1 protein-coding gene is annotated in these 1,281 nt (G+C 66.9%); it reads right to left on the minus strand.

The features are described 5' to 3' along the window. Positions 1-33 precede the first annotated feature (33 nt). Positions 34-1,281, minus strand: a 1,248-nt coding sequence (locus tag RBB49_RS28350; protein ID WP_306146333.1) for an autotransporter outer membrane beta-barrel domain-containing protein, incomplete at its 5' end; no start/stop codon positions are given.

Below are 1,281 nucleotides of genomic sequence, written 5' to 3' on the forward strand. Positions count from 1 at the left end.
TCAGGTCCGGGACGGCGCGGGCGCTGATCATCATCAGAACCGGATCGCCAGACGCGCCATGCCTTCCAGGGCGTCGGTGTCGCCGGAGAGGATGCCCTGGCCGTCGAGGGTGAAGCTGGCCTGCGGGCCGAGGTTCAGATCCAGGGAGGCACCGAGATAGGCGGCGGAGCGGTCCGCCGCGCCGAGGCCGACGGAATTGGTGATGCCGAGAAGCGTCACCGGGACATCGTCATCGCCCGCCGAACTGCGCACCAGATAGCCCGCGCGGCCGGTCACGGTTGCAAGGCCGAAGCTCCTGGAAACCGCCAGTTCAAAATCGCCTTCCAGCACCCCGAATGTGTGGCTTTCCACCGTGGCATTGGCGGCAGCGCCGGTTTCGGTATAGCCGCCCGTCTGCTGCAGGGCATAGCGCCCGCGTATCGACGGGGTCAGGACAAGGCCGGTTTGCCCGAGGGCAATGTCTGCGGAGAGCGCGGCTTCCGGGGTGATGAACCAGCTGTCATAGGAGGCGCCGGCGGTGCTTTCGCCAAGCGTGAGGCCCCCGGTCAGGGCGGTGTTGTCGTTGACGAAGCGGCGGCTGTCATTACTCTGCCAGCCGCCGGCAAGGCCGAGGCCGAGGGTGAGCCGCCCGAAACGCCGGTCGCCATGGAGACCGGCAAAGACGCCGTTGCTGGTAATGTCCTGGGCATCCGCAAAGGTGCTCGCGGCCGTGATGGAGCCGTTCATGTAGCCGAGCATGACACCAAGGCGCATCCCGGGCGACTGGGCCCAGGCATAGCCGAGGGCCGCGCCGATCCGGTCAATGGTGTGGTCGAGGGTGGTGTCATCGCCATCGTAGTTGGCCTCGCCGCCGAACCCGGTGAGCCAGAAGGACCCGGCCCTGAGGCCATAAGGGCTTTCCGGCCCGGAATTGGTTCCCAGCAGCGCATCGAAGCTTTCAGAAGATCGCGTTCCGTCCCCGCCATAGGCGAGCGCGGACGAAGACGCATCCGCAGACCTGCCCCGTCCGGCCTGTCTCAGCCCATAGCGCCCGAGGCGTCCCAGCATGTTGGCAGTGTTGGCCATCTGGTTGAAGCTGGCGGTGAGCCCGGTCGGGTCGAAGGTGGCGAACTGGCCGGTCGCCGTGTCGTAGAACCAGGGCACGGGACCGGAGACATTCGCCTCACCGCCCGCGACATTCGCGGTCGGCAACTGCCACAGGACGGAGTGCGAGGCCCCGGTGGTGAGGTTGAGAGTTGTCTCGGATTCGAAGGTGATGGCACCGCCGAGAAAGGAGGGGGC

This window comes from Roseibium sp. MMSF_3412 (assembly GCF_030733265.1).
Lineage (GTDB): Bacteria > Pseudomonadota > Alphaproteobacteria > Rhizobiales > Stappiaceae > Roseibium.